The following is a 24,110-nucleotide window of genomic DNA, read 5'->3' as shown; positions in this document are numbered from 1 at the left end:
GTGGAAATATTGCCATACTACATTAAAAGCAGGCGTACAAAATTGCCACATCGTTATAGTTGCATGGAATAATAAGCATTCGTCCGTTTGCCGCCAGACTGGAGCGCCATGACCTACAGCAAGACCATCACCACTGAACGATTGATCCTGCGCAAGCCGCAACCATCGGATGAGGCGGCGCAATTTGCCATGCATTCCGACCCCGAAGTGATGCGCTATTTCAGCGAACCACCATGGACCGATGCCAGCCGCGCCGCGCGCCAGATTGCCGAGGACATCGCCGCTTTCGAGAAAGAGGAATTCTTCCGCTTCGCCGTCGAGCTGAAGGCGACGGGCGAATACCTGGGCAGCTGCAGCCTGTTTTCCGAGCACCGCCAGAACCGCCGCGCCGAGATCGGCTACGCGCTGGGCCGCCCATACTGGGGCAAGGGCTATATGCACGAAGCGCTGTCGGCGCTGCTGGAATTTGCCTTCATCGAGCGCGACCTGAACCGCCTGGAAGCCGATATCGACCCGCACAACGCCGGTTCGGCCAGCGCCCTGGAACGCCAGGGTTTCAACAAGGAAGGTTTTCTGCCCGAACGCTGGATCGTCGGAGGCCAGGTCAGCGACTCGGCCCTGTACGGCTTGCTGCGCCGCGAGTGGGAAGCGCGGCGCAAGGGCGCCGCGTGAGCGGGCAAGCTATCGACGCGTTCCAGCACTGGCTGGGCCACGCCTTGCCGGCGCACTACCTGCGCTTTCTGCAGGACGGGCAAGAAGGCTTGCGCGGCGAGCAGGTATTGCTGTACGGCGTGGAAAGCTTGCGAGAACGCAACGAAACTTATGACACGCAGCAATCCTGTCCTGGCTATATGACCATCGGCGACGACAGCGGCGGACGCGCCGTCATGCTGGCGCTCGATGGCGCTGAGCGCGCCGTCTACCTGGTGGGGCATGGCTCGATGCAGCGCGATGATTTCGAGCTGGCCGCCGATGATTTCGCATCCTGGCTGGCCGCCGATTGCCCGCTTGACTAAAAAGGATGCAAGGCGATGAAAGCTGCTGATTTACCCGCTTCAGGCCACCCGCTGGTGACCTTGCGCCCGCTGGAACGTAGCGACGCGCCCGCCTGGTATGCCTACTTGGCCGACCCTGCCGTCGTTGAGCACACGAGCTGGAACTTGCATTGCGTCGACGATCTGCAGGCCAATTTCGATGACTACGCATCGGCAGAACCGTCTTCGTCCATACGGCTGGCTGTCGTGCTGCGCGAGGGTGGCCAGCTGGTGGGCACGATCGGCTTCAACGCCATTTCTCCGCAGCACCGCACGGCGGAGATCGCCTACGACCTGGCCCCAGCTGTATGGGGGCAGGGCGTGGCCACGTCCGTCGTGAACGCTGTCGTGGATTGGGGTTTTCAGCGCCTTGGCTTTCTGCGCATCCAGGCCACTGTGCTGGAAAGCAATGAACGTTCGATCCGCGTGCTCGAACGCTGCGCTTTCGAGCGGGAGGGCTATCTGCGCTGTTACCGGCAAGTTCGCGGAAGATCCGGCAATTTCTGGCTGTATGCGCGCATTGCCGGCGTGCGATGAACAAGCTACCCTTGAGTATCCTGCTGGTGGAAGACCACATGGCCATCGCGCGCCAGGTGCTCGATTTTCTCGACGGCTTGCGCTGGCAGACGGACCATGCGGGCACGGGCGCGCTGGCGGTGCAATTGGCCACGTGCAACAGCTATGACGTGGTGCTGCTGGACCTGAACTTGCCCGACATGGATGGCTTGCAAGCGTGCCGCGCCATCAAGGCAGCCGCTCCCAGCAATGTGCCGATTTTGATGCTGACGGCGCGCGACGCGTATGAAGACAAGGCGCGCGGTTTTCGCGACGGCGCCGACGACTACCTGACCAAGCCGTTCGACCTGCGCGAGGTGGCTTTGCGCTGCGAAGCGCTGGCGCGCCGGCAGCAGTTGCACGTGCACCAGGAAATACGCGTGGGACCATTCACCTTGCAGACGCGCGCAGGGCGCGCCCTGTATGGCGACGCACCTCTGCCATTGACGCAGACGGGTTTCAAGATATTGCTGCTGCTGTGCCGCGAACATCCGCATGCCGTCTCGCGCTCGGTCTTGCTGCAGCAACTGTGGGGCAGCCAGCCACCCGACAGCGACGCCCTCAAATCGCACATCTATGCGCTGCGCAAGCAGCTGGAGCTGGTTGGCGGGGCGGGCGTGCTGGTGACCATACCGCAGCTGGGCTACCGCCTGGCCTTCGATGCTGCGGCGTCTGCATGAGCAAGTCGATCCGGCAGCGCCTGTTCGCCGCCCTGGCCGGCTTCGCCGTCCTGCTGTGCCTGTGCTACACGGGCCTGGCGCTGGTGATCGCGTATGTGACGGAAGACATGCTGGTGCAGCGCCTGCTCGAGCGCGAAGCGGCGGCCGTCAGCATGCGCTGGCAGCAGCACGGCAAGCTTACGCCTTCCGGCAGCGACCTCATCACGGTTTATGGCAGCTACCTTGACTTGCCTCAGGCGGTGCGCGCGCAAGTGCCGCAGTCTGCCCCGCGCGGGGAAGTGTTTACCACGACGGGCCAGCATTATCATGTCTTGGCGCTCGATGTCGTTGCCGGCGGCAAGCCGGCCCGCTGCTATCTGCTGGCCGACGTGGCGCCCGTGCTGGTGGTGTCGCGCCTGGCGCGGGAAGTGGGTGGTGTCGTGGCTGGCGTGGCGCTGGCGCTGATCGCCCTGGCCTTGCTGCTGGCATACTGGCTTGCGCGGCGCCTCGTGCTGCCCTTGCAGCGTCTGGCCCAGGAAGCACGCCAGCTGGCGCCCGGCAGCGCCGTCCATTTCAGCGAGCGCGACCGCCCCGACGAGATCGGTTTCCTGGCGCGCCGCCTGGAAACCACTTTTGCCGAACTGCAGTCGGTCTTGCGGCGCGAACAGGCATTCACCCGCGACGTCAGCCATGAATTGCGCACGCCGCTCACCCTGATGCATAACACCCTGGCGCTGGCGAATGCGCAGCCCCTGGGCGGGCAGGAGCAGGCGCAGCTGCGGCAATCCACGGACGAGATGCGCGCCACCATCGACGTGCTGTTCGCGCTGGCGCGGGCGGAACAGCTATCGGGTGTAGTGGTGGAGTTGCGCGCCTGCATCGAGCAATGCCTGCTGCGCCTGCTCGACGAACATCGCTGGGATGCCAGCCTGCTGACCCTGGACTTGCCTGAGCGGCTGGAGGTGCTTGGCAACCCGCAACTGCTCATGTTGCTCATCAATAATTGCCTGGCGAATGCCCTGTTCCATGGCGGCCCCGACTGCCGCATCAGCATTGCGTTTGCGCAAGGCCGCCTGAACATCGCCAATACCGTGCAGGCGGGGCATCCACGGCGCATCCACGGTTTCGCGCATGGCCAGAACCTGTTGCTGCGCCTGGCACAAGCCATGCAATGGGACATTGTTTTCCACCCCGGCGCGACGCAATACCGTGTCGCCATCCTTCCCGTCCAGGCGCCATAAAAGAAGTCGCCGGATTTCACCGCGATTTCACCTCGCCTTGCTTATGCTGGCTGCTCTTTTACTTGAAGGGAAGCCCATGAAAATCGCCATCAGCCTGTTCATCCTGTCCTGCCTGTGTACGCCAGTGCTGGCGCAGGTGCAATCGCTGCAGCACAAGGAAGACAAGCGCCGCTACATCGTCTATACGCCCGCCGCCTACGACAGTACGCCGCAGCAAGCCTTTCCCGTCGTCTTCAATTTCCATGGCGGCGGCATGAGCATGGCCGAGCAGATGCTGTACACGCAGATGAACAAGACGGCCGAACGGCACCAGTTCATCGTTGTGTACCCGCAAGGTATCAAGCAGGACTGGAACGTGGGCTTCGGCATGGATTACCTGGCGGGCACGGATGATGTCGGCTTTACGCAAGCCATGCTGGCCAAGCTCAAGCAGACTCACCGCATCGATGAGAAGCGCGTGTATGCCACGGGCTTGTCGCGCGGCGGCTTCTTTGCCCTGCGCCTGGCGGCCGAGTTGCCGCAGCACTTCGCCGCCGTCGCCTCGGTGGGGGCGCCGATGCCGGAACCCGTGCTGCAGCATCATAAAAAGACGGACAAGGTCGGCATGCTGTTGATACAGGGGACGGCCGACAAGGTCGTGCTGCATGAAGGCAAGGCTGCCAGCTACCTGTCGGCAGCAGGCACGTTCGATTACTGGCGCAGGCACAATGGCATCGTAGGCGCCACGCCACCGGCGCGCCTGCTACCCACCGTGGCAGGTGACGATACGCAAGTGACGCATGTGGCGCAGGGCAATGGCGCGCAGCAGGTGGCTTTGCTCACCGTCAAGGACGGCGGCCACACCTGGCCGGGCGCCGATGCCTTCAATATCGGCCTGCCCATCGGCAAGACCACGCGCGCCATCGATGCGAATGAAGTCATGTGGGAATTTTTCAGCCGCCATCGCCGCTGACGCCATGCTAGGATGGCGGCCATCGCTGCAGTGCTATGCGGCAACTTAAGGGGAGCATGGTGGCAATGTCAGAAGCAGGTATCGCGGCCATGGCCGAGGCGATCTTCGCCAAGCCCGGCGCGGCCGTGGCGCAGGCGTATTCGGAGGCGGAACAGGAAACGCTGCACTTTCATTCGCCGGCCGAGCTGTGCGCGTATGCGGCCAGGCTGGAGGCCGAAGGCGCCAGCGAGGTGCTCCTGGCCGTGCATTACCCGGACATGGGTGGGCAGTTTGCCCCGCGCCGTATCGCGCTCGACCCGGCCAAGTGCGATGGCCTCACCTACCGCTACGTTTGCGAAGGCTGGGGCCTCATCCGCGTGTACCTGCGCCTGTCCAGCGGCAAGGGACTGGCGTCGCATGTGGGCGCCAATTCGCAGAAGCGCGCGGAAAAATGGCAGCCGCATTACCCGGAATTCGGTCCGACCGACGCCTGGCACTGGGATGCCGTGGGCCGCCATGAACGCCGGCTGATCCGCGTGCTGAAGAAGGTCGCCGCGCAGGAAGGCTTGTCATGACGGACGCGATGCACATCAATCCCGCCACCATCTTTTGCCGCTCGCTGGCGCAGCTCTCCGCCATGCTCGACAAGACCGGCACCGAGCCGCATATGCTGGCGGCGCGTTTGCACCCGGATATGCTGCCGTTCGCCCAGCAAGTGCGCGCGGCCGTGAGCTTTTCCCTGCGCGGCTGCTGTCCGCTGGCGGGGCTGGAAGTGGCCGATTTCAGCGCCGCCGCCAGTCTGCAGGAGCAGATCGCGCACACCATGCGCTACCTCAAGACCATCCCCCCGGAGCGCTTTGACGGGCCGCCCGGGCGCATCTGCCGCGACCGCGCCGGCTTTGCCGACATCGCCTTGCCCGCCGACGAATATTTGAATTTGTACATCCTGCCGAATTTCTATTTTCACTTCAGCATGGCGTATGCGATCGCGCGCAGTGGCGGCGCGGCCATCGGCAAGGGCGATTTCGATGGTTATCACGCGTATGCGCCTGGCTTTTCCTTTGAGCGGCCTGCTGCGCCGTAGTTCCTACAAGCCCGCATCCTTCCACGATGCCAGCCCCAGCCGCCGCAACAGCCGGCCCGACAGCCCGCAGCTCCAGCAGCTCATCTGGATTTGCCGGTGCCGGGCCGGCCCCTGCGCATGCCAGGCTTGCTCGGCGTAATCGAGCAAGGCTTCGCTGAGCGCAGAGGCGTCGGCCACGGGCGGCAGGCGCACCATCAGCTCGAACACGCCGTGGGTGGTTTCCTTGATCTGCAGCAAACCTGCCAGCAGGGCGCGCAGCACGGCGGTGTCGATGCTGGTGCTCGCTTGCGTGTAGCGCTGCTGCCAGCACAGGCTGCGCTGCGGCCACAAGGCCAGCAGTGCAGGCACGTCGGCCGACCGCAGTTGTCCGATCAGCTCAGCCGCCTCCTGAAACAGGTCGAGGCGGTCATACTCGCCGCTGTCCATGCCCAGCAGCTCATCGAGTTCGTGCAATACGCTCATGCCACCACGTTCGTGGGCGCGCCGCGCTCGAACGCTTCCACGTTGCCGATCAAGATGTCGGCCAGCTTTTGCATGGCCTCTCCGCTGGCCCAGGCCGTGTGCGGCGTGAGGATGAAGTTGGGCAGGCGCAAATTGAGCAGCGGGTTGTCCGGCAGCGGCGGCTCCTTGGATAATACGTCGAAGCCGGCGCCGGCGATCACGCCGTTCGTCAATGCCTCGGCCAGCGCCGCTTCATCGACGAGGCCGCCCCGCGCCGTGTTGATCAGGAGGGATGTGGGCTGCATGCGCGCCAGCTCTGCCGCACCGATGATGTTGCGCGTCTTGTCCGTCAACGGCAGGTGCAGGCTGAGCACATCGGAGGTGGCCAGCAATTTGTCGAAGCCCACTTGCGTCACGCCGTCCTCATCGACAGGGGAGCGGTTGTGTACCTGCACCTGCATGCCGAAGGCGCGGCCCAGCTGCGCCACGGACTTGCCCAGCGCGCCATAACCGAGCAAACCCAGGCGGCTGCCGGCCAGGTCGCGGATCGGGTGGCCGAACAGGCAGAAGCGGTCCGATGCCTGCCACAGGCCAGCTTCCACATCGGCGCGGTAGGCAAACAGCTGGCGGCGAAGGGCCAGCATCAGGGCCAAGGTATGCTCGGGCACGGTGGCGCGCGCATAGTCGCGGATATTCGCCACGACGATGCCCCGCTCGCGGCAGGCGGCCAGGTCGAGGATGTCCGTGCCGGTAGCGGCCACGGCGATCATCTTCAGATCCGGCAGCTGCGCCAGCTCGGCCGCGCGCAGCGGCACCTTGTTGGTGATGGCGATGCTGGCGCCTTGCAGGCGAGACACCGTCTGTTCGCTGCCCTTGGTGTGCGGATACTCTTCCCAGCCGTGCGCAAAGGCGGGCGGGCGCACGGTAGCGATCAGGCTGTCGCGGTCGAGAAAGACGATGCGGTGCGGCTGCGGCGATGTGCTTGCTGTTGTCATGGCTGGACCTCGGTCAGGTTGGCGCGCGCGCTCGCGGGACTGCTCTTGCCCTTGAGCTGCGTGGCCGGGTGGTTGGTAAACATGTCGGCGACCCATTCGACAAACACGCGCACCTTGGCGGACAGATGGCGGTTGGGCGGATAGATCACGTGGATGGGCAACGGGTCGGATTCCCATTCGCCGAGCAATTCCACCATTTTGCCCTGTTCTATCAGGGGCGCAAGCATGAAGTGCGTCATTTGCACGATGCCCAGGCCCGCCAGGCCGGCGGCCGTGTAGGCGTTCGAATCGTTCAGGGCGATATGGCTGGGCATGGCGATCTGGATGCGTTCGCCGGCGCGCGTGAAATCCCAATCAAACGTTTTGCCTGTCTTGGCGGAGAAAAAATTCACACCCCGGTGCTGTGCCAGGTCGTCCGGATGCAGCGGCGTGCCGTGCTGCGCCAGGTAGCCGGGCGAGGCGCACGTCATGAAGTGCAGCACGCCGACCCGGCGCGCGATCAGGTTCAGGTCGCCCAATTCGCCGCCGCGCACGGCGCAATCGACGCCTTCCTCGATCAGGTCGACGGGACGGTCGCTGCAGCCCAGCTCCAGCGAGATGTCCGGGTAGCGGGCAAAGAAGTCGGGCAGGGCTGGTATGATCAGTTCGCTGGCCAGGGCCGTGGGCGCATCCACGCGCAGGCGTCCGCTGGGACTCAGGCGCGTGCGCGATAGCGATTCCTCGGCCTCGCGCACGTCCGACAGGATGCGCACGCAGCGTTCGTAATAGGCGGCGCCGTCGGACGTGATGCTGACATGGCGCGTAGTGCGGTTGAGCAACTTAACCGACAGGCTTGCTTCCAGCGACTGGATCAGGGTCGACACGGTGGCTTTTGGCAGCTGCATGTTTTCCGCCGCGCGCGTAAAGCCGCCCGCATCGACGACTTGGATGAAAACTTCCATGGCTTGCAGCTTGTTCACTTGAATTCCTATCACTTTATGCGTGATTATTCAGAATCCTGAACAATCAATTCGTCATTGCACTCTTTATCAGATTGTAGATCAAGTCTATAGTTGTTGTACTGCAGCATAAGATGATTGCCGCAGGAAGTTCACAGGAGAAAAATCATGGGTCATCGGAATGGAATCTTTGCAGTGCTTGCTCTCGCTATGAGCTCGCTCGCTCTGGCCGCGATGGTATCGACGGATGCATACTCGATGGCGGCGCAAAGCGAAGCCAGCGGTTATAGCGCCCTGACCCATGAAGTGGGCGGTGCCGCCCTGTTGTGCCTGAACGACACGGTGCTCGATGTTGCGGTGCAGCCGGTGGTGGCGCAATGAGCTTTGCCGACACCGCGGCCGAACTGGCGCCTGGCCAGGCGCTGAAGATACGCGACATCCAGGTGCAGGGCGCGCAGGATGCGCTCGGCGCGCGCGTCTACACGGCGGGCGTGCCGGGCGCCAGGCAGCCGAACCTGATGGTTTTCTTCCATGGCGGCGGCTTTGTCGACGGCGACCTGGACGATGCGGACGACTTCCTGCGCTGCCTCGTGCTGAGCAACCCCGACCACGTGGTGCTGGCCGCGAACTACACCCTGGCCCGTGTGCGGCCATTCCCCGCCGCCGTGGAAGACGCGCATGCCGTGCTGCTGTGGGCAAAAAAGAACAAGTCCAAGCTGGGCTGGACGGGCAAGCAGATGGTGGTGTCGGGCATCGAAGCGGGCGCCAACCTGGCTGCCGTATGCGCCATGATGTCGCGCGACCGGGGCGGACCGCCCCTCGCAGGCCAGGTGCTGATCATGCCCATGCTCGATCCCGGCCTGTCGACCTGCTCGATGCGCAACTTGCCGACCTGTCCCGACCTGGCGGAAGTGGCCGATCAATGCGCCGCCGCCTACCGCGGCTACCTGCCGAATGCCGCTGACCGTACCCATCCGTATGCGTCGCCATTGCAGTCGAGCCGCCTGAAGAACCTGCCGCCGGCGCTCATCCTGTCCAGCGAAGACGACCCATTGCGCGACGAGGCTGAACAATACGGCAGCAAATTGATCGCCTGCGGCATCAAGACCACCGTGCGGCGCATGGCCGCCGCGCCGCTGCAGGACGCCACCGCCCGCAATGAGTGCGCTTGCAAGGTGCAGGTATTGAGCGAAATTAGCAGTTTCGTCGCCGGACTGGGGCAGGAGCCCGAGTCATGACGCCGCCATCCGCGGCACCGCAAAAAAACTTACACTAATCAGTTTACTTTTTGAGTTTTGGTTGCTACACTACGCAGTGTAGTTCCCTTCATGCCTGAGTTGTGCGTTCGCACAGCCAGCTTCGTCGTCCCCGTCCGCTTTTAAGCAGCTGGCGGCCTGTTTACCTTTGATCGAGCGCCGTCGGGCGCCATGGCACCACCATTCACTTTTTCAGTTGGGTTGCTTCCTGCCGCCCATACCATTAGAAATTTTCATAAAACAGGGAAATAAAATGAAAAACGTTCAACAATTTTCCACTCTGCTGAAGCCCCTGGCTGCCTCGCTCGCGCTGGCAGGACTGGTGGCCGTGAGCCTGGCTGGCTGCGATTCGGCCAACAGCAAGGTGCCCGACGCGCCAGCGGCCGGCGGCCCGCCCATCTCGGCCGCCGCCGTCGTTGAAAAACAGATCACGGAAACACAGGAATTCTCGGGCCGCCTGGAAGCGATCGAGCGCGTGGAAATCCGCTCGCGGGTCGGCGGCTTCATCACGGCCGTCAATTTCAAGCCCGGCAGCGAAGTGAAAAAGGGCGACGTGCTGTTCGTCATCGATCCGCGCCCATTCCAGGCTGAAGTCTCGCGCGCCGAAGGCACGGCCGCTTCGGCCCGCGCCAAGGCGGAACTGGCCAAGCTGGAACTGTCGCGTGCTGAAAAGCTGCTGGCCGAAAAAGCCATCGCCCAGCGCGAATTCGATGAAAAAGCGTCGGGCTTGAAAGAGCTGGACGCGAACGCCCGCTCGGCGCAAGCCGCGTATGAAGCGGCCAGGCTGAACCTGTCGTACACGCAGGTGCAAGCGCCGATCAGCGGCCGCGTCAGCAAGGCGGAAATCACCGTCGGCAACCTGATCGACGCTTCCGCCATCCTCACTTCCGTGGTGTCGACGGACCGCATCTACGCCAGCTTCGACGGCGATGAAGATACCTACCTGCGCGTGGCCGGCACGGCGCAAAAAGGCACGCCCGTCACCGTCAAGGTAGGCCTGGCCAACGAAACGGGCTTCCCGCACGAAGGCAAGCTGGAATTCGTCGACAACCAGCTCGATCCGGCCACGGGCAGCGTGCGCATGCGCGCCACCTTCGCCAACGCCGAGCGCCAGCTGGTGCCGGGACTGTTCGCGCGCATCCAGCTTGACGGCGGCAACGGCCCGCAGGCGCAAAGCACGGCGCTGTTGATCAGCGACCGCGCCGTCGGTACGGACCAGAGCCGCAAATACGTGTACGTGGTGGGCGCCGACAACAAGGCCGAATACCGCGCCGTCAAGCTGGGCCCGGCTTCGGATGGCTTGCGCGTGGTGCGCGAAGGCTTGAAGGCGGGCGAGAAGATCGTCGTCAACGGCTTGCAGCGCGTGCGCCCCGGCGCCCCGGTGACGCCGCAGATGGTGGCCATGGACTTCGACCCGACCGCGCCTGCCGCTCCCGCAAAACCTGAAGTAAAAGACGCCAAGATCGCCGCGAAAGCAGCATCGACCTCCAAGGAATAAACATGAATTTTTCCCGCTTTTTCATCGACAAGCCGATTTTCGCGGCGGTGCTGTCGATCGTCATATTCGTGGCCGGGCTGCTGTCGATTTTCGGTCTGCCCATCTCCGAATATCCCGACGTCGTGCCGCCATCCGTGGTGGTGCGCGCGCAATACCCGGGCGCCAACCCGAAAGTGATCGCCGAAACCGTGGCCGCGCCGCTCGAAGAGCAGATCAACGGCGTCGAGAACATGCTCTACATGTCCTCGCAAAACACGTCCGATGGCGCGATGATGCTGACCGTGACCTTCAAGATCGGCACCAACGTCGAGCAGGCCGAGACGCAGGTGCAGAACCGCGTGCAGCGCGCCTTGCCGCGCCTGCCCGAGGAAGTGCGCCAGATCGGCGTGACGACCGTCAAATCGTCGCCCAATCTGACCATGGTCGTGCATCTGGTTTCGCCGAACAAGCGCTATGACGACATGTATCTGCGTAACTACGCGGTGCTGAACGTCAAGGACCAGCTGGCACGTCTGCCCGGCATGGGCGACATCCAGATCTTCGGCGCCGGCGACTACGCCATGCGCATCTGGCTCGACCCGCAAAAGGTGGCGGCGCGCGGCATGACGGCCAATGACGTCGTCGACGCCATCCGCGAGCAGAACGTGCAGGTGGCTGCAGGTGTCATCGGCGCTTCGCCGGCGAAGAACTCGGACTTCCAGCTGACCGTCAATACCCAGGGCCGTCTGCAGACGCCCGAGGAATTCGGCGCCATCATCGTGCGCACCAATGCCGACGGCGCCGTGACGCACCTGAAGGACGTGGCGCGCGTGGAAATGGGCGCCAACAGCTACTCGCTGCGTTCGCTGCTGAACAATAATCCGGCCGTCGGCATGGGTATTTTCGAAGCCCCGAATGCCAACGCGCTGCAGCTGTCTTCCGACGTGCGCGCCAAGATGGACGAACTGAAAAAAGACTTCCCGCAAGGCGTGGAATACCGCATTGAGTACGACCCCACACAGTTCGTGCGCTCGTCCATCGAAGCCGTGATCCATACCCTGCTGGAAGCCATCGCCCTGGTGGTGCTGGTGGTGATCATCTTCCTGCAAACCTGGCGCGCATCGATCATTCCGCTGCTGGCCGTACCCGTCTCCATCGTCGGAACCTTTGCCGTGATGCTGGGCTTTGGCTTCTCGATCAACACGCTGTCGCTGTTCGGCCTCGTGCTGGCCATCGGTATCGTCGTCGATGATGCCATCGTGGTGGTGGAAAACGTCGAGCGCAACATCGAGGAAGGCTTGTCGCCGCGCGATGCCACCATCCAGGCCATGAAAGAGGTGAGCGGTCCTATCGTCGCCATCGCCCTGGTGCTGTGCGCCGTGTTCGTGCCGATCGCCTTCGTGCCTGGCCTGTCGGGCGAGTTCTATCGCCAGTTCGCGCTGACCATCGCCATTTCGACCGTGATCTCCGCTTTCAGCTCGCTGACCCTGGCGCCAGCCCTGTCGGCCGCGCTGCTGAAACCGCACGATGCGCCGAAAGACGCGCTGACGCGCGGCATGGACATGGTCTTCGGCCGCTTCTTCGCCTGGTTCAACCGCTTCTTCGGCCGCGCTTCGCACCGCTATGAAGCGGGCGTGAAAGGCGTGTTGGGCCGCAAGAGCGCTTCGCTGGGCGTGTATGCGCTGCTGGTCGTTGCCGCCATCTTCACCTTCAAGTCCGTGCCGGCCGGCTTCGTGCCGGCGCAGGACAAGCAATACCTGGTGGGCTTTGCGCAATTGCCTGACGCCGCTTCGCTGGACCGCACGGAAGATGTCGTGCGCCGCATGTCCGACGTCATCAAGTCGGTGCCTGGCGTCGAATCGACCATCGCCTTCCCCGGCCTGTCGATCAACGACTTCACCAATGCGCCGAACGCCGGTATCGTCTTCGCCACTCTGAAGCCGTTCGACGAACGCAGCAGCAAGGAACTGTCGGGCGGCGCCATCGCGGCCGAGATCAACAAGCGCCTGGGCGGCATCCAGGACGCTTTCATCATGGTCTTCCCGCCACCGCCGGTCAACGGCCTCGGCACCATCGGCGGCTTCAAGATGATGATCGAAGACCGCGGCAACCTCGGTTACGACGCGTTGTACAACGCCACCCAGGCACTGGCCGCCAAGGCGTACCAGACGCCGGAACTGGCGGGCGTGTTCTCGGGCTACCAGATCAACGTGCCGCAGCTGTTCGCCGACGTCGACCGCGTGAAAGCCAAGCAGATGGGCGTGCAGCTGCAAACGATTTACCAGACCTTGCAGATCAACCTCGGTTCGCTGTACGTGAACGACTTCAACCAGTTTGGCCGCACCTACCAGGTGCGCGTGCAAGCCGATGCCGCGTTCCGTTCGCATGCCCAGGATATCGCGCAGCTGAAGGTACGCAATGACAAAGGCGAAATGATCCCGCTGTCGTCGTTGATGCGCGTCAAGGATAGCTATGGTCCGGACCGCGTGCAGCGCTACAACGCGTATGCCGCAGCCGATTTCAATGGCGGCGCCGCCCCTGGCGTGTCGAGCGGCCAGGCGCAAGCCGCGCTGGAACGCATCGCCAAGGAAGTGCTGCCGCAGGGGATTTCGTATGAATGGACGGAGCTGACCTACCAGGACATCTTGTCCGGCAATACGATGATCTACGTCTTCCCGCTGTGCGTGCTGCTGGTGTTCCTCGTGCTGGCCGCCCAGTACGAAAGCTGGACCCTGCCGCTGGCCGTGATCCTGATCGTGCCGATGTCGATCCTGTGTGCCTTGCTGGGCGTCAAATTGACCGGCGGCGACAACAATGTGTTCACCCAGATCGCGCTGTTCGTGCTGGTGGGGCTGGCGTCGAAGAATGCGATTCTGATCGTGGAATTTGCCCGCGAACTGGAAGAGCATGGCCGCACCGTCGTGCAAGCGGCGCTGGAAGCGTGCCGCCTGCGTCTGCGTCCGATCCTGATGACGTCGATCGCCTTCATCATGGGCGTGGTGCCCCTCGTATTCTCGCACGGCGCCGGTTCGGAAATGCGCCATGCCATGGGCGTGGCGGTGTTCGCCGGCATGCTGGGCGTGACCTTCTTCGGCCTGTTCCTGACGCCCGTGTTCTATGTATTGCTGCGCACCCTGGCGCAGCGTTTTGAGAAAAAACCAGCCGATGCTGCCGCCAAGCCTGCCGCCGCGCCAGCATTGAACCTGGAAGGAGATATATATTGAAAACCAAGGAAATCATCTGGCGCGTCAAGCCCGTGCTGACCGCCATGGCCGCAGCCGTGCTGCTGGCCGCCTGCGCGGCGCCCGAGTTCAAGCAGCCGCAGATCGAGACGCCGACGGCGTTCAAGGAAGCGCAAGCCTTGCCCGCCGTGCAGACGGCGGCCGACGGCACGCGCTGGAAGCAGGGCGTGCCCGCCGAGCGCCAGGCGCGCGGCGAATGGTGGCTGGCCTTCAATGACCCGGCTTTGACCAGCTTGATCAACGAAGCCACGCAGGCCAACGCCAACCTGGCCGTCGCCGCCGCCCGCGTCAAGCAGGCGAGGGCGATTGCCGGCATCGCCGAAGCGGACCGCATCCCGCAAGTGGGCGTGAACGTGGGCGGCCAGCGCAACCGCGCTTCCGCCGTGTCGCTCGGCTTGCCGAACGGTGCGCCGGTGGCGGCCACGAATGTCTACCAGGCCAACCTGACGGCCAGCTACGAAGTCGATTTGTTCGGCAGGGTCGCATCGAACGTCAGTGCCTCGCGCAGCGATGCGCTGGCCGTGGAAGCGACTTACCGCTCGGTGCTGCTGTCCTTGCAGGCCGACGTGGCGCAGACCTATTTCCAGCTGCGCGCCACGGATGCGGAACTGGCGACCCTGGAACAGACGGTGCGCCTGCGCGAGGAAAGCGTGCATGTGAACCAGCGCCGCTACGACCTGGGCGACATCGGCGAATTCGACCTGTCCCGTGCCCGCACGGAGCTGTCGACGACGCGCGCCGAAGCCATCGGCCTGCAGCGCCAGCGCGCCACCAGCGAACATGCGCTGGCCGTCCTGCTGGGTAAACCTGCCGCCAGTTTCACGGCGACCGTCAACCCGCTGCAGGACAGCGGCTTCCTGCCCGTGATCCCGGCCGGCATGCCGTCGTCCCTGCTGGAGCGCCGTCCCGACATCGCGTCGGCACAGCGCACCATGGAAGCGTCGAATGCGCGCATCGGCGTAGCGAAATCGGCCATGTTCCCGGCCTTGACCTTGAACGCCTCCGGCGGCGGCGCGTCCGATACCTTCTCGGACATCTTCAAGTGGAGCAGCCGCTCCTGGCTGCTGGGCGCCCTGATGTCGATGCCGATCATCGACGGCGGACGCAATAAAGCGGCCGTGAGCCGCAGCGAAGCGCAGCTGGAAGAGTCGGTGGCGACGTATCGCCAGAGCGTGCTGGTGGCCTTCGCCGAGGTGGAAGACAACCTGGCCGGCTTGCGCATCCTGTCGGGCCAGACGCAGCAGATCGACGAAGCCGTCGTTTCGGCACGCCGCTCGGCCGACCTGGCGCAAAAGCTGTACGACGCGGGCCGTTCCAGCTACCTCGATCTGCTGGACGCACAGCGCAACCTGGCGGCCATCGAGCGCAATGCCGTGCAGCTGCGCGGCAACCGCGCCGTCACCACGGTGGCGCTGATCCGCGCCCTGGGCGGCGGCTGGGGCGAAACGGAGCCGCAGGTCGCGGCCAACTAGTTTCCCGGCACCGCGGGCTGGATCAATCCGGCCCGCGACGCGGGAGCCTGCCAAGAACGGCGTCGTGCACTGCACGGCGCCGTTTTTCTGTTTTCAGCGAGTTGAATCCGTTTGCGGAACGGCGGCGTAAGTACTCCTGCAATCACGCAAACGCAGTCATCCAGGAGATATCATCATGCGCACCTTCGTTCCCGCAGCATTGTTCATTACGTCCATGCTGGCCGCCAGCGCCCCGTTTGCCGCCGACATGACGACCATGGTGGGTGGCCAGAGCATGTATCCGTCCAAGGACATCGTCGATAACGCCGTCAATTCGGCCGACCACACGACTCTGGTCGCTGCCGTCAAGGCGGCCGGCCTGGTCGATACCCTGAAAGGCAAGGGTCCATTTACCGTGTTCGCGCCGACGAATGCGGCCTTCGGCAAGCTGCCCGCAGGTACCGTCGAGACCCTGGTGAAGCCGGAAAACAAGGCGACCCTGACGAAGATCCTCACCTATCACGTGGTACCGGGAAAATACGACTTCAAGGCGCTGGCCCGGGAAATCAAGGTGCACGACGGTAAAGCCACCTTGCCCACGGCCAGCGGCGGCAAGCTGATGTTCGCCATGAACGGCATGCACAACATCGTCGTGATGGACGAGGGGGGCAACAGCGCCACTATCAGCACCTATGACGTGTACCAGTCGAATGGCGTGATCAATGTGATCGACACGGTGCTGATGCCGAAATAAGCGCACAAAAAAGCGGACGCAAAAAAAGACAGGGAAAACCCTGTCTTTTTTGATGGTGCCGCCGCGATTACTTGGCTGGCGCAGCTGGCGCTGCTGGCGTTGCCGGTACTGCTGCTTCCGCAGGCGCTGCCTTGTCGGCTGGCGCGGCTTTCTTCGCCTTGTGATGCTTGGCTTTCTTGTGCGCCGCTGGTTTGACGGCGGCTGCCGGCGCTTCGGCCTTGACGACAGGGGCGACGACAGGAATCGGTGCCACTGGAGCGACTGGCGCGACGGCTGGCGTCTGGGCGAAAGCGGCGGTGGCGAACAGGCTGGCGATCAGGGTGGCGATAACTTTTTTCATTTTAAGATCCTTGGTATGCGTGGTCAGTAAAGTGTGTCGGAATTACTTGGCTGGCGCCGCTTCGGCGGTGGCCGATGCCAGCTTTTCGTCAGCCTTGGCCTTGGTTTTCTTGGCTTTGTGGTGTGCCTTGGCTTTGGTGGTGGCCGCTTCCGCTTTGGCGCTGGCGACGTCCGTTTTTGCGGCGACGACGGCTTTCGCTTCCTTTGCATCCGCCTTCACGACGGCTTGCGCTTCCTTGGCGTCCGCTTTCACGACGGCCTTGGTGTGGGCCGCTTCCACTTTGGCGGGCGCTGCCGGAGCGGCCGCAGGTGCTGCCGGGGTTTGGGCGAAGGCTGCAGTTCCGAACAGGCCGGCGATCAGGGTAGCAATTACTTTTTTCATGGTGCAGTCCTCAGTGGTGGTTTGTCTGGTATGTCTGTTGGTGCCGGGATGATTCCCGTGTCACTGAGCATAAAACGCGCCCCCGGACGCTTGCGTTGACGGTCATTACAAACGCTTACATCTGCGTTGCATCCGCTTTCAGGATGGCCTTCAGGATGTCTTCCGAACGGCGCTGTCCATACCCCTTGCCATACGCGCTCGATGCGATGCTGACCACTATGCGACGGGCGGGTATCACATAGATCTTGTTGCCGCCATTGCCCGAGGCGAAATGCACGGCAATCTTCTGTCCTCCGACGTCCTGCGTCTTCGCGTACCAGAAATAGCCGTAGCTGTCGGCGTAGCGGTCCACGGCGCCGATGGCCACGCGCGGCGCCAGCGCGGCTTGCAGCCAGGCGGCATCGATTACCCTCTTGCCGTCAAATACGCCTTCGTCGAGCACCATCTGGCCGATCCTTGCCGTGTCGCGCGCGCGCAGCGACAGATTGCCCTGGCCTTTCGGGTGGCGTGCCACGTCGCGGCCCCAGCTCCAGCGGGTGATGCCCAGTGGCGCGAACAGCACCTTGGCGGCGTAGTCTTCCAGGTCGGCGCCGCTGGCGTTTTCCACCACTCTGCCCGCGACATATGATCCCAGCGAGTTGTAGCGATACATGCTGCCCGGCGCCGTGGCAGCCGGTATCGCACGCACGAAGGCGGCCGGGTCGGGCGCCGCATCGAGCTTGTCTTCATTGCCAGGCGACTGTTCGTCTTCATCGAAGGCGGCCAGGCCCGAACGCATGGTCAGCAAATCGTCGAGGGCGACCTTGCCCGCTCGGCTGCCAGCGACTTCGGGCCAGTAGTCGCCCACCGTTTTTGTTGTCGCCAGCTGGCCGCGCGCCACGGCCGCGCCCACCAGCAGGGCGGTGATGCTCTTGCCGGCCGAGCGGATGTCGTGCAGGGTATCGGCCGTCTCGCCGTTGTAATAGCGTTCGGCCACGACGGCACCATCGCGCAGCACGACGACGGCGCGCAAATCGCCATGGCTGTCGCGGTCCTGGGCTTGCAGGACTTGCGCCAGGGTGGCGGGGATATCTTGCGTATTGGCGGCGCAAGGCAGATACAGGGCGGTAGTCAGGATGAGGGGCAGGTGGCGCATGGTATAGGCTTCGCGGCGATGGTGGAAGTGCCAGTGTCCTCCATGTGCACCGCTTTGTCGCGCGCAAGCTGGCCGGTTCGATGAAGTTTGCATGAAGGCGCGCAGGAAGCCATGTCATTTGGCGCCGCGCCATGCAAAAAGGACAGCCGAAGCTGTCCCTGGTAATCGGCGTGGTCACGCAAGCGCAGACCCGGCGGACGCGCTCCCGTGACGTCGTTCGCGCTTACTTCGCTGGCGCTGCCGGCACTGCGGGAACGGCTTCCGCCGCTTTGGCCGCATCCGCTTTCACTTTGGCTTTGCTGGCCTTGTGATGGGCCTTGGCCTTGGTGGCTTTGGCGTCGGCCTTGGCGCTGGCCACATCGGCTTTCGCATCGGCGGCGACGGCCGCTTCCTTGGCATCGGCTTTCACGACGGCCTTGGTTTCCTTGGCTTCAGCCTTGGCCACGGCTTTCGTGTGGGCCGCTTCCGCCTTGGCGGGAACCGATGCTGCTGGAGCGGCAGGGGTTTGGGCGAAGGCTGCGGTAGCGAACAGGCCGGCGATCAGGGTAACAATTGCTTTTTTCATGGTGCAGTCCTCGGTGGTGGTTTGTCTGGTGTGCCGGGATGATTCCCGTGTCACTGAGCAGAAAACGCGGCCCGGAAGGTAATGGTTGACCTGGTTTACACTTTCTTACAATCAGGTGATTTGAGCGACGTTAATTGAAGAAGAAGGCGCGAAAATGCAAAAAGACAGCCGAAGCTGTCTTTTTGCATGGTGCCTCCCGCCATGGCGGGATGGCGATTACTTCGCTGCTGCGGTCGCTTCAGCTTTGTCTTCGGCGGCTTTTGCCTTGGCCTTGGTGGCTTTGTGATGGGCTTTGGCCTTGGTGGCTTTGGCGTCGGCCTTGGCGCTGGCCACATCGGCTTTCGCATCGGCGGCGACGGCGGCTTCTTTCGCATCGGCTTTCACGACGGCCTTGGTTTCCTTGGCTTCCGCTTTTGCCACTTCCTTGGTGTGCTTGGCTTCGGCCTTGGCAGGCACGGCTGGCGTTTGAGCAAAGGCTGCGGTAGCGAACAAGCCGGCGATCAGAGTAGCGATTACTTTTTTCATGGTGCAGTTCCTCGAGAAGTGGGGTTGTAGTTCAGGAGATGCATTTCCCCTGTCACTGAGGCAAAAACGCGCCGTACGGCAATAGCGTTGACAGCGATTCGGGCTAATTACAAACACTTACATTTGCCGGGGCAGGTACTCTGTTAGCTGGCGTACGGCGCCAGGGACGGCAGCGGCCTAGACTCGATGCCATCGTCACCACATGGGTCCGCCATGAAAGCCGCCTTGAAAACCTATCAAGCCAAGCGCAATTTCGCCGCCACGCCCGAGCCTGCGGATGGCGGCGAGGAAGCGGGCGAGGCGCTCACCTTCGTCATCCAGAAGCACTGGGCCAGTCGTTTGCACTATGACTTTCGCCTGGAACTGGACGGCACGATGAAAAGCTGGGCCGTGCCGAAAGGACCCAGCTACGACCCGCGCGACAAGCGCATGGCGGTGCAGGTGGAAGACCATCCGATTGCGTATGCCGGTTTTGAAGGCACGATCCCCGAAAAGCAGTATGGCGCGGGCAAGGTCATCATCTGGGACAAGGGGACGTGGCAAGCCCAGCCGGCCACGCCTGATGCGCGCAAGGCGCTGGCGGCCGGCGAACTGAAATTGACCCTGCATGGCCACAAGATGCATGGCAACTGGGTGCTGGTGCGCATGAAAGGCAAGGGCGATAAACGCAGCGCAAAGCAGCCTGCCTGGCTGCTGATCAAGGAAAAGGACGCATTTGCCCGGCCGGCACTGGAATTTTCTGTCGTGGACGAGTTTCCCGACAGCGTCAAGAACAAGGCCATGCCCAAGCGCAAGAAGAGCGCGGACCGCTCCGCAGCGCCGGATGCCGAATTGCCCGCCACCCTGTCGCCGCAGCTGGCTACCCTGGTCGATGCGCCGCCGCCAGACGCGCAGCAGTGGCTTTTCGAAGTGAAATTCGACGGTTACCGCATCCTCGCGCGTTGCGATGGCGAACGGATCAATTTGATCACGCGCAATGGCAATGACTGGACGGAAAAACTGCCGAAGCTGCGGCAGGCGCTGGAACAGTTGAGTTTGCCGCCGGGCTGGTATGACGGTGAAATCGTCGTCAACGACGCCAGCGGCCACCCGGATTTTGGCGCCTTGCAGCGCGCGTTCGATGCGGAAACGACCAGCGAGATCGTGTATTACCTGTTCGACGTGGCGTTTTTCGATGGCCACGATCTGCGGGGCCAGCCTGTCGAGGCGCGCAGGGCGTTGCTGGAACAACTGCTGCAGAGCTTGCCCGCATCGCCCCTGGTGCGCTTCAGCGCCGCGCTCGACGCGACGCCGCAGCAGATACTGGCCCACGCCTGCCGGCTGGGGCTGGAAGGCGTGATCGGCAAGCGGCGCGGTTCGCCCTACGTCACGCGGCGCTCGGGCGACTGGATCAAGCTCAAATGCGGGCTGCGCCAGGAATTCGTCATCGGCGGCTATACGGCGCCGCAGGGCGCGCGCGAAGGCATCGGTTCTCTGTTGCTGGGCGTGCATGATGACCAGGGCAGGCTGCTCTATGCGGGCAATGTGGGCAGCGGCTTCGGCGATGCCAGCCTGCGCGAATTGCGGCGCCGGCTTGACACCCTGGCAGCCGGGACGAGTCCGTTCGCGGGCAAGGCGGGCGGCGTGCGCCAGCCCATCTGGGTCAAGCCGCAACTGGTGGCCGAAGTGAGCTTTGCGCAATGGACCAGCGGTGGCGCCGTGCGCCATGCCGTGTTTCACGGCTTGCGCGAGGATAAACAGCCAGCCGCCATCGTGCGCGAGCGGGCGCAGCGAATCGACAGGGAGAAGACGATGCAGAGCAAATCCACGCCGGACGGCGTCTTGCCGGCCAGTTTCAAGGTCAGCCATGCGGACCGGGTGATCGACCGGGACAGTGGCGCGACGAAGATCGACCTGGTGCGCTACTACGCGCTGGTGGGCAAGCTGATGCTCGTGCACTTGCGCGGGCGGCCCGTGTCGCTGGTGCGCGCGCCGGCCGGCGTGGGCGGCGAGCTGTTTTTCCAGAAGCATGCGGACACGTCCAGCATGCCCGGCGTCAAACAGCTCGATCCCGGCCTCGATCCGGAGCATGCCGCCATGCTGGAAGTGGCCAGCACACAGGGCTTATTGTCTGCGGCGCAGTGGAATGTGGTGGAATTTCACACGCAAAACGCCCTGGCCAGCGCCTACGACACGCCGAACCGCCTGGTGTTCGACCTGGATCCGGGCAAGGGCGTGGCCTGGCCCGCCATCCACGAGGCGGCCGTATTGCTGCGTGCCTTCCTGACGGAGCTGGGACTGCCCGCCTGGTTGAAAACCAGCGGCGGCAAGGGCTTGCATGTGGTCGTGCCGATCCGCCCGAAACACGATTGGGATACGGTCAAGGTGTTTTCGCAAGCCATCGTGGCGCATATGGCGCAGCTCATTCCGCAGCGCTTCGTCCTGAAAAGCGGCCCCGCCAACCGCGTCGGCAAGATTTTCATCGATTATTTGCGCAATGGCCGGGGCGCCACCACCGTATGCGCGTGGTCTGCCCGCACGCGGTCGGGGCTGGGCATTTCCGTGCCGCTGGCCTGGGATGAACTCGACAAACTGAAGGCGGGCGATCAGTGGAACGTGGGTAATGTCCACAGCCGTCTCGACGTGGGCAACGCGCCATGGGACGGCTACGCGCGCAGTGCGAAGGGCATCGATGCGGCGATGAAAAAGCTGGCCTTTACTCCTCCGGCTTGAACGGCAGGATGGCGCGCGCCAGCTGCAGTGCTTCCTCGATCGCCGCGTTGAGCAGGGTGATCTCGACGGGCTTGGTCAGGTAGCGAAAAAAACCTGCGGCCAGGCCATGCCGGATATCGCCCTTCATGGCGTTGGCCGTCAAGGCGATGACGGGGATGTGCGCCGTGCGCGTATCGTTGCGCAGGATGCGCTGCGCCTGGTTGCCATTCATGCCGGGCAAATTGATATCCATCAAGATCACGTCGGGGCGGCGTTCCAGCGCCAGCGCGATACCCTGGCGGGCGTCGGTGGCCGAGATCATGCGCAGATGGGGCAGGAAGCTGACGATATCTTCCACCAGCCGCAGGCTGGCCGGATTGTCTTCCACGTACAGCAGCAGGGCCTGGCCGCCGGCATCGTCCCGGACGTCGCAGGCGGGCTCGGGCAGGTATTCCGGCTGCCGGTTGGCGGGCGGGGCGGTCATGGTGTCGAGTTCGATCCAGAACACGCTGCCCACGCCGACGCAGCTGTGCACGCCCATGCTGCCGCCCATCAGCTCAACCAGGCGCTTGGTGACGACCAGGCCGATGCCAGTGCCTTCCTCGCTGCCTGCCTCCTGTCCCAGGCGGTTGAACGGCTGGAACAGCTCGGCCATCTGTGCGTCGTCCAGTCCCTTGCCCGTGTCGCGGATGGCGATGCGCACGCGCTGCGCCCCGGGCTGCGACACTTCCAGCTCCACCTTGCCAGCCGGGCGGTTGTACTTGATGGCGTTTGACAGCAGGTTCAGCAGCACTTGCTTGAGGCGCGTATGGTCGGCCCTGAGCGTCAGCGCCTCGCAGGCTGGGAACACCAGGTGAATCTGGCGCTGCTGCGCCTGGTCTTCCACCATCACGCGCACTTCATCGAGCAGCACGGGCAGCGCCACCGGCTCGATCGACAGGCTCAGGCTGCCTGATTCGATCTTCGCCAGGTCGAGGATTTCATTGATCAGGGTGAGCAGGTGGCGGCCCGAGGTGACGATGTTTTGCACGAAAGCGCGTTTTTGCAGCACGGTCGCGGGCAGGGCTTCATTGGCCAGCAGCTGGGCAAAGCCGAGGATGGCGTTCAGCGGCGTGCGCAATTCATGCGACATGCTGGTGAGAAAGCGGTCCTTCGCCTGGCTGGCCCGTTCCAGTTCGATTTTCTGTTCGTTCAGCGTGCGCTCGATGCGCTTGCGCTCCGTGATGTCGCGGATGGCCGACGAGACCAGCACGCCTTCCTCCGTTTCCAGCGGCGACAGGCTGATTTCGACGGGAAATTCGGTGCCATCGCGGCGCAAGCCATACAGTTCCAGGCCCGCGCCCATGGAGCGGGCGCGCGGCGCCGCGGAAAAGGACTGGCGGTGATGCGGATGATCGTGTGCATAGCGGGCCGGGATCAGCACTTCCACATTGCGCCCGAGCAACTCCGCGCGCGAGTAACCGAACAGGCGTTCCGTTTGCGAGTTGACGAGCACGATCTCGCCATCGCCGTTGACGATGACGATGGCGTCCGGCGCCGATTCGAGCAAGCCGCGGAACTTTTGCTCGGCCCGGCGGCGGTCGCTGACGTCGCGGATGGCGCTGATGACGAAGGTGCCGATCTCCGTCTGGATCGGCGACAGGCTGATTTCCACTGGGAACTCGACGTTGTCCTTGCGTAAGCCCAGCAATTCCAGGTCGGCGCCCATGGTGCGCGTACGGGGCTGGTCGAAATAGCGCGCGCGGTGCCCCACGTGCGCATGGCGCAGGCGTTGCGGCAGCAGGCTATCGATTTGCCTGCCGCTCAATTCGCCTTCCGCATAGCCGAACAGGCGCTGCGCCTGCTGGTTGGCCAGCACGATGGCGCCCGTGGCATTGACCATGATGACGCTGTCCGGCGTGGACTCGAACAGCACGCGGTAGCGCACGTCGACGAACTGGGCGTCGCGCGCCGCCTTCAGCAAGGTCGTGTCCTTCATGGTGGAAATCAGGTAGCGCTGGCCATCCGGCGCCGCGTGGGCGGCCTGGCATGCCACGTCGACGTAGATGAGCTCGCCATCTTTGCGCCGCCGCAGCGATTCGCGGTCGTAGCTGCCGTGCAGGGTCAGCTGCTCGGCGATCAGCGGGCCAGCTTCGGCCTGTCCCGGCAAGGAGATCAGTTCCCACAGCGTGCGGCCCAGCGCTTCGTCGCTGGCATAGCCGAAAATGCGCTGCGCCCCCGCCGTCCAGCGCACGACGACATGCTCTTCGTTCGTGATGACAACGCCGCCAGGGGCGTTGCTGAGGATAAGCTGATCGAACTCGGCATCCATTTTTTCCGCACGCATGACAGGGCTTGCCGGGTGGCAGGCCTGTGCATAACGTAGCGAGAAGCCGGATCAAAGTCAATGCATTTATATGATGGCAGAGTCTCGCT

General features: G+C 63.6%; 24 protein-coding genes. 15 read left to right on the top strand and 9 right to left on the bottom strand.

The features are described from left to right. Window positions 1–108 precede the first annotated feature (108 nt). From CSQ92_RS10885 to CSQ92_RS10850, 8 genes are all read left to right on the top strand, one after another. A complete protein-coding gene (locus CSQ92_RS10885) occupies window positions 109–672 on the top strand; it encodes a GNAT family N-acetyltransferase (protein ID WP_099394115.1) in 564 nt (187 codons plus the stop codon). Next, the gene (locus CSQ92_RS10880; protein ID WP_180276990.1) at window positions 669–1,016 is read left to right on the top strand and encodes an SMI1/KNR4 family protein; all 348 of its coding nucleotides are present in this window, start codon (window positions 669–671) and stop codon (window positions 1,014–1,016) included. Before CSQ92_RS10885 ends, CSQ92_RS10880 begins: the two co-directional genes overlap by 4 nt. Before the next feature lie 15 nt (window positions 1,017–1,031). Further along, window positions 1,032–1,571 carry a GNAT family N-acetyltransferase gene (locus CSQ92_RS10875; RefSeq protein ID WP_099394113.1) on the top strand — a complete coding sequence of 180 codons (540 nt, stop codon included), beginning with the start codon at window positions 1,032–1,034 and terminating at the stop codon, window positions 1,569–1,571. Next, window positions 1,568–2,269: a response regulator transcription factor gene (locus tag CSQ92_RS10870; RefSeq protein ID WP_099394112.1), complete on the top strand. Its 702-nt coding sequence runs from the start codon at window positions 1,568–1,570 to the stop codon at window positions 2,267–2,269. Before CSQ92_RS10875 ends, CSQ92_RS10870 begins: the two co-directional genes overlap by 4 nt. Further along, the gene (locus tag CSQ92_RS10865; protein WP_099394111.1) at window positions 2,266–3,489 is read left to right on the top strand and encodes a sensor histidine kinase; all 1,224 of its coding nucleotides are present in this window, start codon (window positions 2,266–2,268) and stop codon (window positions 3,487–3,489) included. Before CSQ92_RS10870 ends, CSQ92_RS10865 begins: the two co-directional genes overlap by 4 nt. 76 nt (window positions 3,490–3,565) lie before the next feature. After that, complete coding sequence (locus CSQ92_RS10860; protein WP_099394110.1) at window positions 3,566–4,441, top strand: extracellular catalytic domain type 1 short-chain-length polyhydroxyalkanoate depolymerase; 876 nt, start codon at window positions 3,566–3,568, stop codon at window positions 4,439–4,441. Between the two features lie 65 nt (window positions 4,442–4,506). Continuing rightward, a complete protein-coding gene (locus CSQ92_RS10855; protein WP_143450342.1) occupies window positions 4,507–4,995 on the top strand; it encodes a hypothetical protein in 489 nt (162 codons plus the stop codon). Further along, the gene (locus CSQ92_RS10850; RefSeq protein ID WP_257219186.1) at window positions 4,992–5,504 is read left to right on the top strand and encodes a DUF1993 domain-containing protein; all 513 of its coding nucleotides are present in this window, start codon (window positions 4,992–4,994) and stop codon (window positions 5,502–5,504) included. The genes CSQ92_RS10855 and CSQ92_RS10850 overlap by 4 nt, the downstream gene beginning before the upstream one ends. Before the next feature lie 3 nt (window positions 5,505–5,507). On the opposite strand, the gene CSQ92_RS10845 is transcribed toward CSQ92_RS10850, so the two are convergent. From CSQ92_RS10845 to CSQ92_RS10835, 3 genes are read right to left on the bottom strand one after another with little or no spacing between them, the layout of a single operon-like run. Then, window positions 5,508–5,966 (bottom strand): hypothetical protein, encoded by a 459-nt coding sequence (locus CSQ92_RS10845; protein WP_099394108.1) that lies wholly within the window; start codon window positions 5,964–5,966, stop codon window positions 5,508–5,510. After that, window positions 5,963–6,940, bottom strand: a complete 978-nt coding sequence (locus tag CSQ92_RS10840) for a D-2-hydroxyacid dehydrogenase (RefSeq protein ID WP_099394107.1) — start codon at window positions 6,938–6,940, stop codon at window positions 5,963–5,965. Before CSQ92_RS10840 ends, CSQ92_RS10845 begins: the two co-directional genes overlap by 4 nt. After that, on the bottom strand, window positions 6,937–7,899 hold the full coding sequence (locus tag CSQ92_RS10835; protein ID WP_034783117.1) for a LysR family transcriptional regulator: 963 nt from the start codon (window positions 7,897–7,899) through the stop codon (window positions 6,937–6,939). Before CSQ92_RS10835 ends, CSQ92_RS10840 begins: the two co-directional genes overlap by 4 nt. Before the next feature lie 189 nt (window positions 7,900–8,088). On the opposite strand from CSQ92_RS10835, the gene CSQ92_RS29045 reads away from it, so the two are divergent. The 6 genes from CSQ92_RS29045 to CSQ92_RS10810 all read left to right on the top strand — a co-directional run bounded on the left by CSQ92_RS29045 (window position 8,089) and on the right by CSQ92_RS10810 (window position 16,058). Further along, window positions 8,089–8,259 carry a hypothetical protein gene (locus CSQ92_RS29045; protein WP_161784164.1) on the top strand — a complete coding sequence of 57 codons (171 nt, stop codon included), beginning with the start codon at window positions 8,089–8,091 and terminating at the stop codon, window positions 8,257–8,259. Beyond that, window positions 8,256–9,116 carry an alpha/beta hydrolase gene (locus tag CSQ92_RS10830; RefSeq protein ID WP_052140188.1) on the top strand — a complete coding sequence of 287 codons (861 nt, stop codon included), beginning with the start codon at window positions 8,256–8,258 and terminating at the stop codon, window positions 9,114–9,116. The genes CSQ92_RS29045 and CSQ92_RS10830 overlap by 4 nt, the downstream gene beginning before the upstream one ends. A 271-nt stretch (window positions 9,117–9,387) precedes the next feature. After that, window positions 9,388–10,632: an efflux RND transporter periplasmic adaptor subunit gene (locus tag CSQ92_RS10825; protein ID WP_034783118.1), complete on the top strand. Its 1,245-nt coding sequence runs from the start codon at window positions 9,388–9,390 to the stop codon at window positions 10,630–10,632. Window positions 10,633–10,634: 2 nt separating this feature from the next. Continuing rightward, a complete protein-coding gene (locus tag CSQ92_RS10820; protein WP_092605785.1) occupies window positions 10,635–13,835 on the top strand; it encodes an efflux RND transporter permease subunit in 3,201 nt (1,066 codons plus the stop codon). Window positions 13,836–13,879: 44 nt separating this feature from the next. Next, window positions 13,880–15,325, top strand: coding sequence for an efflux transporter outer membrane subunit (locus CSQ92_RS10815; RefSeq protein ID WP_099394670.1), 1,446 nt, complete (start codon window positions 13,880–13,882; stop codon window positions 15,323–15,325). 175 nt (window positions 15,326–15,500) lie between these two features. After that, entirely contained in the window at window positions 15,501–16,058 is a 558-nt protein-coding gene (locus CSQ92_RS10810) for a fasciclin domain-containing protein (protein ID WP_099394106.1), read from the top strand. Between the two features lie 67 nt (window positions 16,059–16,125). On the opposite strand, the gene CSQ92_RS10805 is transcribed toward CSQ92_RS10810, so the two are convergent. The 5 genes from CSQ92_RS10805 to CSQ92_RS10785 form a co-directional block, all read right to left on the bottom strand. Then, window positions 16,126–16,398, bottom strand: coding sequence for a cell envelope biogenesis protein TolA (locus CSQ92_RS10805; protein WP_099394105.1), 273 nt, complete (start codon window positions 16,396–16,398; stop codon window positions 16,126–16,128). A gap of 42 nt (window positions 16,399–16,440) precedes the next feature. Then, window positions 16,441–16,779 carry a hypothetical protein gene (locus tag CSQ92_RS10800; RefSeq protein ID WP_099394104.1) on the bottom strand — a complete coding sequence of 113 codons (339 nt, stop codon included), beginning with the start codon at window positions 16,777–16,779 and terminating at the stop codon, window positions 16,441–16,443. A gap of 115 nt (window positions 16,780–16,894) precedes the next feature. After that, a complete protein-coding gene (locus CSQ92_RS10795) occupies window positions 16,895–17,914 on the bottom strand; it encodes a serine hydrolase domain-containing protein (protein WP_099394103.1) in 1,020 nt (339 codons plus the stop codon). Between the two features lie 223 nt (window positions 17,915–18,137). Then, entirely contained in the window at window positions 18,138–18,479 is a 342-nt protein-coding gene (locus tag CSQ92_RS10790; RefSeq protein WP_092605777.1) for a hypothetical protein, read from the bottom strand. 216 nt (window positions 18,480–18,695) lie between these two features. After that, window positions 18,696–19,004 (bottom strand): hypothetical protein, encoded by a 309-nt coding sequence (locus CSQ92_RS10785; RefSeq protein WP_034783132.1) that lies wholly within the window; start codon window positions 19,002–19,004, stop codon window positions 18,696–18,698. Window positions 19,005–19,217: 213 nt separating this feature from the next. On the opposite strand from CSQ92_RS10785, the gene ligD reads away from it, so the two are divergent. Beyond that, window positions 19,218–21,716 (top strand): DNA ligase D, encoded by a 2,499-nt coding sequence (ligD, locus tag CSQ92_RS10780; protein ID WP_099394102.1) that lies wholly within the window; start codon window positions 19,218–19,220, stop codon window positions 21,714–21,716. Here the strand turns inward: ligD and CSQ92_RS10775 are convergent. Next, window positions 21,700–24,021 (bottom strand): PAS domain S-box protein, encoded by a 2,322-nt coding sequence (locus tag CSQ92_RS10775; protein ID WP_180276989.1) that lies wholly within the window; start codon window positions 24,019–24,021, stop codon window positions 21,700–21,702. The two genes, ligD and CSQ92_RS10775, sit on opposite strands and share 17 nt — an antisense overlap. Window positions 24,022–24,110: the final 89 nt, after the last annotated feature.

It is taken from the genome of Janthinobacterium sp. BJB446 (genome assembly GCF_002735655.1).
In the GTDB taxonomy this organism is placed as follows: Bacteria; Pseudomonadota; Gammaproteobacteria; order Burkholderiales; family Burkholderiaceae_D; genus Janthinobacterium; species Janthinobacterium lividum.
This window is presented reverse-complemented; position numbering and strand designations above follow the sequence as displayed.

Excerpts from the sequence above, each read along its gene's own strand:
- CSQ92_RS10885 (WP_099394115.1), top strand. The coding sequence starts at position 109 with ATGACCTACAGCAAGACCATCACCACTGAACGATTGATCCTGCGCAAG.
- CSQ92_RS10875 (WP_099394113.1), top strand. The coding sequence starts at position 1,032 with ATGAAAGCTGCTGATTTACCCGCTTCAGGCCACCCGCTGGTGACCTTG.
- CSQ92_RS10870 (WP_099394112.1), top strand. The coding sequence starts at position 1,568 with ATGAACAAGCTACCCTTGAGTATCCTGCTGGTGGAAGACCACATGGCC.
- CSQ92_RS10865 (WP_099394111.1), top strand. The coding sequence starts at position 2,266 with ATGAGCAAGTCGATCCGGCAGCGCCTGTTCGCCGCCCTGGCCGGCTTC.
- CSQ92_RS10860 (WP_099394110.1), top strand. The coding sequence starts at position 3,566 with ATGAAAATCGCCATCAGCCTGTTCATCCTGTCCTGCCTGTGTACGCCA.
- CSQ92_RS10855 (WP_143450342.1), top strand. The coding sequence starts at position 4,507 with ATGTCAGAAGCAGGTATCGCGGCCATGGCCGAGGCGATCTTCGCCAAG.
- CSQ92_RS10850 (WP_257219186.1), top strand. The coding sequence starts at position 4,992 with ATGACGGACGCGATGCACATCAATCCCGCCACCATCTTTTGCCGCTCG.
- CSQ92_RS10845 (WP_099394108.1), bottom strand. The coding sequence starts at position 5,966 with ATGAGCGTATTGCACGAACTCGATGAGCTGCTGGGCATGGACAGCGGC.
- CSQ92_RS10840 (WP_099394107.1), bottom strand. The coding sequence starts at position 6,940 with ATGACAACAGCAAGCACATCGCCGCAGCCGCACCGCATCGTCTTTCTC.
- CSQ92_RS29045 (WP_161784164.1), top strand. The coding sequence starts at position 8,089 with ATGAGCTCGCTCGCTCTGGCCGCGATGGTATCGACGGATGCATACTCG.
- CSQ92_RS10830 (WP_052140188.1), top strand. The coding sequence starts at position 8,256 with ATGAGCTTTGCCGACACCGCGGCCGAACTGGCGCCTGGCCAGGCGCTG.
- CSQ92_RS10825 (WP_034783118.1), top strand. The coding sequence starts at position 9,388 with ATGAAAAACGTTCAACAATTTTCCACTCTGCTGAAGCCCCTGGCTGCC.
- CSQ92_RS10820 (WP_092605785.1), top strand. The coding sequence starts at position 10,635 with ATGAATTTTTCCCGCTTTTTCATCGACAAGCCGATTTTCGCGGCGGTG.
- CSQ92_RS10815 (WP_099394670.1), top strand. The coding sequence starts at position 13,880 with ATGGCCGCAGCCGTGCTGCTGGCCGCCTGCGCGGCGCCCGAGTTCAAG.
- CSQ92_RS10810 (WP_099394106.1), top strand. The coding sequence starts at position 15,501 with ATGCGCACCTTCGTTCCCGCAGCATTGTTCATTACGTCCATGCTGGCC.
- CSQ92_RS10805 (WP_099394105.1), bottom strand. The coding sequence starts at position 16,398 with ATGAAAAAAGTTATCGCCACCCTGATCGCCAGCCTGTTCGCCACCGCC.
- CSQ92_RS10800 (WP_099394104.1), bottom strand. The coding sequence starts at position 16,779 with ATGAAAAAAGTAATTGCTACCCTGATCGCCGGCCTGTTCGGAACTGCA.
- CSQ92_RS10795 (WP_099394103.1), bottom strand. The coding sequence starts at position 17,914 with ATGCGCCACCTGCCCCTCATCCTGACTACCGCCCTGTATCTGCCTTGC.
- CSQ92_RS10790 (WP_092605777.1), bottom strand. The coding sequence starts at position 18,479 with ATGAAAAAAGCAATTGTTACCCTGATCGCCGGCCTGTTCGCTACCGCA.
- CSQ92_RS10785 (WP_034783132.1), bottom strand. The coding sequence starts at position 19,004 with ATGAAAAAAGTAATCGCTACTCTGATCGCCGGCTTGTTCGCTACCGCA.
- ligD (WP_099394102.1), top strand. The coding sequence starts at position 19,218 with ATGAAAGCCGCCTTGAAAACCTATCAAGCCAAGCGCAATTTCGCCGCC.
- CSQ92_RS10775 (WP_180276989.1), bottom strand. The coding sequence starts at position 24,021 with ATGCGTGCGGAAAAAATGGATGCCGAGTTCGATCAGCTTATCCTCAGC.